General features: G+C 72.8%; 1 protein-coding gene. It reads right to left on the bottom strand.

Annotated elements, in window-relative coordinates; all coding sequences use genetic code 11:
• Positions 1 to 720 (bottom strand): aminotransferase class III-fold pyridoxal phosphate-dependent enzyme (locus A5704_RS23095; protein ID WP_156737736.1); only part of this gene is annotated, 720 nt, incomplete at both ends.

Below are 720 nucleotides of genomic sequence, written 5' to 3'. Positions count from 1 at the left end.
GACGCATTGGTCAATGACTCGGAGAGCAGGGCGGCCAGCCGGTCGGCGTTGGCGTCCAGCGCGGCGTAGACGGCCGCGTCGGCGGCGCGCAGCGTCGCCAGGCCGGCGGCCACCGCCACCGGGTTACCGGACAGCGTCCCGGCCTGATACACCGGACCCAGCGGCGCCAGCCGCTCCATCACCTCGGTGCGGCCGCCGAACGCCGCCGCGGGCAGCCCGCCGCTCATCACCTTGCCAAAGGTGAACAGGTCGGCGTCGACCGGATCGATTCCGTACCAACCGCTTCGGCTCACCCGGAAGCCGGTCATCACCTCGTCGACGATCAGCAGCGCGCCGTGCTCGGTGGTGATCGCGCGCAGCGCGGCGTTGTAGCCGGCCGCGGGCGGGACGACGCCCATGTTGCCGGGGCTGGCCTCGGTGATCACCGCGGCGATCTGGTCGCCGAGCTCCGCGAAGGCCTGCCGTACCGCGTCAACGTCGTTGTAGGGCAACACGATCGTGTCGGCGGCCGCCGCGCCGGTGACCCCGGGCGACGACGGCAGCCCCAACGTCGCCACGCCTGATCCCGCGTCGGCGAGCAGCGCGTCGGCGTGGCCGTGGTAGCAGCCGGAGAACTTGACGATCTTGGGCCTGCCGGTGAACCCGCGGGCCAGCCGGATCGCGCTCATCGTGGCCTCGGTGCCGGAGTTGACCAGCCGGATCCGCTCCACGGGCGCCACC

This window comes from Mycobacterium sp. E735, from assembly GCF_001666955.1.
In the GTDB taxonomy this organism is placed as follows: domain Bacteria; phylum Actinomycetota; class Actinomycetes; order Mycobacteriales; family Mycobacteriaceae; genus Mycobacterium.
This window is presented reverse-complemented; position numbering and strand designations above follow the sequence as displayed.